This window comes from Sulfurovum sp. bin170 (genome assembly GCF_010892395.1).
Lineage (GTDB): Bacteria > Campylobacterota > Campylobacteria > Campylobacterales > Sulfurovaceae > UBA1140.
In genome coordinates, this window is sequence record NZ_JAACKB010000276.1 from 1 (window position 1) to 7205 (window position 7205).

A 7205-nucleotide genomic window follows, 5' to 3' on the forward strand; every position below is an offset into this window, starting at 1 on the left:
TCAAATCAGGAGAGTCTGCCTAGAGAGATGAGGGATGAGTTGAAAGGAATTCTTTTTGAGGTATTTTAATTGATTTTTTCTTAAGTCATATTCCTATATAATATCTTAAAATATACAGGATACTATATAATGAACCTACAAAAAGTAATATCAGGCTTTTTCTTTATACTCGCAATGACACTAAATTTTGGATTTTCTTATGGAGATGCTCAAAATATTGAGATGCATACAAACTATGAGCTATATGCCGCGTTGGTAGTCTCTCTAATAGCTACTATCTTGAAGATTGGTGATAAGACACAGATAGGCTCTGTTCTATTGGCTAGTTCCTTGGTAGCAGATATACAACTTATCGCGGCTGTTCTTATCTGGACTGTTACGGATAGTATGGATTCGGCTACTATGGCTACTATCGTCTCTCTCTCTGGTGGGGCATTGATGGCGAATGTGACCTCTGTAATTCTCTATATAGGTGAGACGCTCAAATCAAAGAGGTAGAGCATGGATAATAATGCTTTATGGATAATCCTACAGAGGCTTAGAACTCCTCTACTTGTTATTATTATTACTTACTCTATCGCTATTTTGGGGATGGTTCTTATCCCTGGGGTTGATGACAAAGGTGATATTTATCATCTTACTTTCTTTGATGCGTTTTATTTTATATCTTATACTGCTTCGACTATCGGGTTTGGTGAAACACCCTATGAGTTTACCTATACTCAACGGCTCTGGGTACTTGTCTGTATCTATCTGACTGTGGTTGGTTGGTTTTATGCTATTGGTACGCTGGTTGCTGTTCTCTCTGACAAGACTCTAAAAAATGAGCTTATGAAAGGGAGATTTAGAAAACGAGTGAGGGCATTGAAATCTGATTTTATTATTATATTGGGCTACAACCATGTCAATTCACAGGTGATACAGAAACTTCTAGCAAATGATTTAGCTGTAGTTTTAGTTGATATTAGTGAAGATAAGATAAATGGATTCTTGCTTGAGGATTTTGCTCACTCTATCCCTGTGATGGTCGCTGATGCTCTTTTGACAGAGACACTCAAAGATGCAGGAATAGAGATGGACAGGTGTCAGGCAGTGGTCTCACACTTTTTCAAAGAGGATAAAAATCTACGAATAGCTATCTTGACAAAGTTTCTAAACTCAAATGTAAAGGTTATAACCAAAGCGACCGTGCGTGATACGATGACCTCTCTAATAGATACAGATATAGCAAAGGTAGAGAACCCTTTTGAGATTTTTGCAAAACGGTTGGATATTGCACTAATTGCACCACATATTATGATACTTGAGAACTGGATTTACAAAAATTATGATTTGACACATGAGGCGACTTTTTTGCCACAGGGTAGATATATTATCTGTGGTTATGGTCGGATGGGAAAGGTTGTCAAAGAGAAACTAGATTTTCATGGTATAGAGTATGTGATTATTGATGAGAATGTTATCCCAACTAAAGAGATGATCGAGAACAATACCTTTATCTCTGCTAATGCTGATGATAGAGAGGTTCTGCTAGAAGCGGGGATAGAGGAGTCTGCTGTATTGATAGCAGGTACCCAAAATGATATTGATAATATCTCAATTGTTTTGACAGCTCAAAAATTAAACTCAGAGCTATATTTGATAGCGAGAGAAAATACTATGAAAGAGGTGAGTATCTTTGAGGCTGCCAATATAGATTGGCTTTTTATGATAGAGAAAATCTTGATAAATAAGACCTCTTTGCAGTTAGCAAATCCACTAAAACATGCTTTTCTAAAGCTGATTATATATAAAGATGAAGAGTGGGGAACCTCTCTGGTCAACCTGTTAAAGAGTCAAATAGGTGCAAATCCAAAGCTTATGAATCTGACAATTACAGAAGAGAGAGCCTATGCACTCTATCGTGAGATTGAAGCAGGAGAGAGTATTAATCTAAATATTCTACTTAAATCATTAAGAGATTGGAAGAGTTATCACAATGCTATACCTCTACTGCTCAAAAGAGGAAATGAGGAGATACTTCTACCACATGATGAGGTTATGGAGTTGGGTGACCAGATACTTTTTGCTTGTGATGAGGAGAGTAGAGAGGAGATAGAGTATATCGCTTCAAATATATATGATTTGCACTACATTCGCACTGGGGAGGAGAAGAAAAATTGGCTTTTGGGGAAGATATTTAAGTAACTATTAACTAAAGAGTATGTAATATTCCGAAATTTTTTTAAACACAAAAAAATATTAGGAATTGTATGAAACAAATTATCTTTATGTTAGCAATCGCTCTTCTCTCTAGTTCAAGCCTATTGGCAAAAGAGAGTTACTTTAACCCTTATGAGCCTGAACCCCCAAAGGTTATTAAAAAGCCAAGTAAACTCTCTATAAAGGAGAAAAAAAGAGTTAAAACAGTAAAAAAAAAGAGTACGAAGGTCACAAAAGTAAAAAAATGGGTCAAAAAAGTACCCAAGAGAAAATCTGTAAAAGTTAACAGAAGGCTCTCTCTAAAGCTTGATGAAATCTACAAAAAAGTACTAAAAAAGACAGACATTAATAGAGGAGCTCTGAAAAAAGCCTTCTCTTTTTATAAAAAGAACAGAAGTAAAAAAGCTCTCTCTTCAAAATATCTAGCAATAGCAGACTATACAAAATCAGCAAGAAGCAAACGGCTATATATTATAAATCTAAGAAATGGAACGGTGCATAAACATAAAGTGGCACATGGAAAACGCTCTGGTAGTGTTGGGGGCAAGGTCAGACGCTCTAGTAACAGACGCTCTACCAATATGACACCTTATGGTTTTTTTAAAGTTGGTTCAAGAGAGGGACGAACTAAGAAAAAAGGGCACAGATATCTATCTGTAAAGGGACTAGAGAGAAGCAACAGAAAAGTTGGTCATCCATCGAGGTGGGGAGGACGAGATGTTGTGATGCACACAGCTAAATATGTAAACTCTGGTGGAAGAAGTCATGGCTGTTTTGCTATCCGTCCACAAGATAGATATAGAGTTTTTTCTAAACTCAAAAAGGCACTCCTGTATAGCTATACTGGGAGATGATTTTAGTGATTCATTAGATGTACTGCTTGGAATCGGAGGCTTTAGCCCCGAAAGAGACGAAACTAAAGTTTTCGTTTCCTAATTTTGGTATAATTTAAAAAAAATTTAGGATAATAAAAGATGCAATTTGTAGAGACTCGTGGTAATGATGGAAGCAGTAGAGATAAGGTAAGCTTTTCGGAGGCTATTCTAAGTCCAAGTGCTAGTTTTGGTGGGATTTATGCACCCCAAACTCTTCCTTCATTTGGTATTGAATTTTTAGAGAGACACCTAAATAGCAACTATAAAGAGTTGGCTCTTGGAGTTTTGCATAGTTTTGAGATTGATATAGATGACAAAACTCTAGTGGAAGCTTTAGCTCGTTATGATGAGTTTGATGACCCTAAAAATCCTGTTCCATTAGTCAAGATAGAAGATGACTGTTTTGTCATGGAACTCTATCATGGTCCTACTCGTGCGTTCAAAGATATGGCACTACAACCTTTTGGTTATATCTTGGCAAAAGAGGCACAAAAGAGAGATGAGAACTATCTGATAATGGCAGCGACTAGTGGAGATACTGGTCCTGCCACGCTAGAGACATTTAAAAATCAAGACAATATTAGAGTAGCTTGTCTCTATCCTCATGGTGGCACAAGTGATGTTCAGCGACTACAGATGGTAACAGAGGAGGCAGAAAATCTAAAAGTGATGGGTGTTCATGGTAACTTTGATGATACTCAAAATAATCTCAAAGCACTCTTGGCTTCAAAGGAGTTCAAAGCTGAACTAGAGGAGCGAAATATTAAGCTCTCTGCTGCTAACTCTGTGAACTTTGGACGGATTATTTTTCAGATTATTTATCATATTCATGCCTATTTAGAGTTGGTTAGAATGGCTGAGATAGAGATGGGTGAAAATATATATCTAAATGTACCATCTGGAAACTTTGGTAATGTTCTTGGTGGATATTATGCCAAAAAAGCTGGACTGCCTGTAGAGAAGCTACTAGTCGCATCCAATATCAACAATATCTTGACAGACCTCATAGAAAAAGGTGTGTATGATATGGCAAATCGTGAGCTTATCAAAACAGAGTCACCTGCTATGGATATTCTAAAGAGTTCAAATGTAGAGAGGGTTCTTTTTGATAAGTTTGGAGGTGAGCGAACCAAAGAGTTGATGGATTCTCTAAACAGTATTGGCAGATATAGTTTGACGACAGAGGAGTTAGCTTCTATTCAAGAGGATTTTGTAGCGACCTATGCAGAGGATGATGAGTGTGAAGCTTATATCGCCAAATATGCCCAACAGGGGTATATCATGGATCCACATACAGCTACTTGTATGAAGGCTTATGAGAAGTGTACCCCAAAAGATTTGAAAGTTGTTGTATACTCCACTGCTGAATGGACAAAGTTCTCAACTACAGTTGCTAGGGCTTTGGGTGCTACAGATATAGATAATGATACTGAGGCATTGGAGTGGATGAAAAACAATAGCTCTCAAAAAGTTCCTAAGATGATAGATGGACTGTTTTTAAAAGAGATTAAACATTCTAATGTTGTGGATGCAGAGGATATAAAAGATGAGATGCTTAGATTTTTGAATTAATTCTCATTCCCACTAAAGTAAGTTTATCGTAAAATACAATTTACGATAAATCCTCACTGTCCGCCATATTTCATACATAATTGAACCGATACAAAAGTTGTATTTAAATAAACCTATAGATACAACCATTATAGAGCTTAATTGAACTAATGCAAAAGGCTACATTAACACTTAAAACGAAATACCAGCAGAGACCTCTGGATAACCTCTACTAGAGACATTATCTCCATTTTCATTAAACTCTTGAACCCAACCAAATGACATATATGAGCTTGGAGAGGTCTGCATCGTCATACCAACTCTACCACCATAGCTATTATAATCATTGTTGTCCTCACCAATCATAGTACGAGAGTAGAATCCACCAAGATATGGACTAAATCCTATATTTAGTGGTATATGATAGGTCATAGGTATTGTAATTTGATTGATGCTAGGGTCATCGCCTAACCAAGTGTGATATGAGATGCCCATTGATATATTGTCTACTATAAAGTAGTGTGCATCTATCCCCATAACTGTATAGGTATTACCATACGCCGTATCGGTACCTGCTGTAATACTAATATTTTTGTGACCTACAGAGAAGATTCCACCTGCATATATTGTGCTTGTCAAGAGTATACTCATTGCTATTTTTTTCATTTTTTAACTCCTTGCAAATTAATTCATGTAGTTTATCGTAATTGGTATTAATAAATTGTAAGCTACTTTATAATATAATTATTTTAATAAGTATATTTTAGGGGGAAATAACTATGGTAAATTCTATAATCAATATCTTCAAATATCCAGTTGCAATACTATCTTTTCTACTATTTTTGGAGCTAGGTACTGTCTTTTTTAAAATAACCTACTCCATGATAGAGGATTTTGTGGTGTATCAAAATTTTTTTATAGGTATGGGAGCCTATTTTATTATTTGGTTTGTCCTATTTAGAAACAGAATAGGAAGACTACTCCTAATCCTTGAACATGAGATTACTCATACTATATTTGCTCTCATATCTTTCAATAAAATAATTGAAATACGGGCACATATGGTAGGTGGATATATGAGATATATGGGAACAGAGGGGAGAAGACAGGGGAACTGGCTCATTGATGTATCTCCATATTTTTTCTCTACTTTAGGGGTTGCTGTTATTGGGATAATACATATCTCTAGTCCAACCTACTACCCTATACTTATGGGGATTCTTGGTTATACTCTCGTGCATCATGTTTATAATGTCATCATCAGTTTTCATCCAAGGCAGTCAGATATTGTAGAGGTTGGGCTTCCTTTTAGTTTTCTCTTTTTACCCAGTGCAAATCTAGCTATGATTATCATTATGCTAACACAGATACCAGGTGATAAAATATATCTAGGGACAGTTATAGATTATCTTTATGATTCAGCTACCTACTATGGTGATTTCTTGTTAAGTTTGCTAAAATAGAACCGATTAAAAAGCTTGAAATAACTTAGCTATAATTCCACATTATGAATATAAAAAAACTAATAAAAAATTTTGAACAAGAACAGAACTGCAAAGTGGTATATGTTACTAAGTATGGCTCTAAACTCTACGGAACAGACAACCCCAACTCTGATACTGACTACAAAGGTATCTTTATTCCCAACAAAAATGATGTGCTTTTAAAAAAGGATTTAGAACATTTCAACTTTAACTCAAATGATGAAAACACCAAAAATAGCAAAGATGATATTGACCTGCAACTCTTTTCTGTCTATAAATTCTTTAATCTCCTAAAAAAAGGCGAAACAGGAGCGATGGATATACTCTTTTCGATGTTTAGAGAAGATACGCAGGTATATAATGACAAAGAGTTTACGAGTATGATGATGGAGAGCTATAAGAAGTTTTATAATCGTAATCTACACTCTTTCATAGGCTACTGTGTGGGGCAAAGTAAGGTTTACAATGTGAGAGGTGAACGATTTAATGAACTGCATCTTTTTGTAAAGTATTTCAACGCTTTGGTTAAAGAGCAAGGAGATGAAAAATTAAAAACTATGTTTCCAGATGTAGATAGGATTTTTGAAGAGACTCCATTCAAGTATATTAATTATGCAATAGCATCTATATCTAGGGGTCATAGTGGAACTAAACAGGGGAAGTATATAGAAGTCTTGGGTAAACGCTTTTTAGGTACAGTCACTGTTAAATACTTTGCTGAAAAAATCACCGACATGGAAGAGCAATTTGGAAACCGTGCAAGGGCTTCTGCCAAAGGGGTAGATTTTAAGGCGTTATCTCATGCTGTTAGGGTGATTAATGAGGTGGAGGAGTTGATAGATGATGAATTTATCTCATTTCCTCTGAAAAACAGAGCCTATGTTACCTCTATAAAAGAGGGGGAAGAGTCACTAGAAGATGTAATGGAGTATCTTGACAATCAATTGACCACGGTTCAGGAAAAATTAGAAAAGAGTAATCTTCCAGAAAAATCTGATGAAGTTTTCATTGATAAGTTGCTGTTAAAACTAATAGTTGGTTGAAAAGTTGATAGAATCTTTCAAAAAGAAAATTATTGAAGTTTGTAATAAAA

General features: G+C 35.6%; 7 protein-coding genes. 6 read left to right on the forward strand and 1 reads right to left on the reverse strand.

The genetic code is table 11. From position 1 onward, the window contains the following. The first annotated feature begins 129 nt into the window (after window positions 1-129). The 4 genes from GSY74_RS06490 to thrC all read left to right on the forward strand — a co-directional run bounded on the left by GSY74_RS06490 (window position 130) and on the right by thrC (window position 4649). A complete protein-coding gene (locus GSY74_RS06490; RefSeq protein WP_164664290.1) occupies window positions 130-498 on the forward strand; it encodes a DUF6394 family protein in 369 nt (122 codons plus the stop codon). A gap of 3 nt (window positions 499-501) precedes the next feature. After that, window positions 502-2187: an NAD-binding protein gene (locus GSY74_RS06495; protein ID WP_164664291.1), complete on the forward strand. Its 1686-nt coding sequence runs from the start codon at window positions 502-504 to the stop codon at window positions 2185-2187. 65 nt (window positions 2188-2252) lie between these two features. Further along, on the forward strand, window positions 2253-3056 hold the full coding sequence (locus tag GSY74_RS06500; protein WP_164664292.1) for a murein L,D-transpeptidase catalytic domain-containing protein: 804 nt from the start codon (window positions 2253-2255) through the stop codon (window positions 3054-3056). 120 nt (window positions 3057-3176) lie between these two features. Continuing rightward, complete coding sequence (gene thrC, locus GSY74_RS06505) at window positions 3177-4649, forward strand: threonine synthase (RefSeq protein WP_164664293.1); 1473 nt, start codon at window positions 3177-3179, stop codon at window positions 4647-4649. Window positions 4650-4820: 171 nt separating this feature from the next. Here thrC and GSY74_RS06510 read toward each other — a convergent pair whose 3' ends face one another. Further along, complete coding sequence (locus tag GSY74_RS06510; protein WP_164664294.1) at window positions 4821-5294, reverse strand: hypothetical protein; 474 nt, start codon at window positions 5292-5294, stop codon at window positions 4821-4823. 113 nt (window positions 5295-5407) lie between these two features. Here GSY74_RS06510 and GSY74_RS06515 point away from each other — a divergent pair, with 113 nt between their 5' ends. Then, entirely contained in the window at window positions 5408-6091 is a 684-nt protein-coding gene (locus tag GSY74_RS06515) for a hypothetical protein (RefSeq protein WP_164664295.1), read from the forward strand. A gap of 44 nt (window positions 6092-6135) precedes the next feature. Further along, window positions 6136-7155 (forward strand): DNA polymerase beta superfamily protein, encoded by a 1020-nt coding sequence (locus tag GSY74_RS06520; protein WP_164664296.1) that lies wholly within the window; start codon window positions 6136-6138, stop codon window positions 7153-7155. The last annotated feature ends 50 nt before the right edge of the window (window positions 7156-7205 follow it).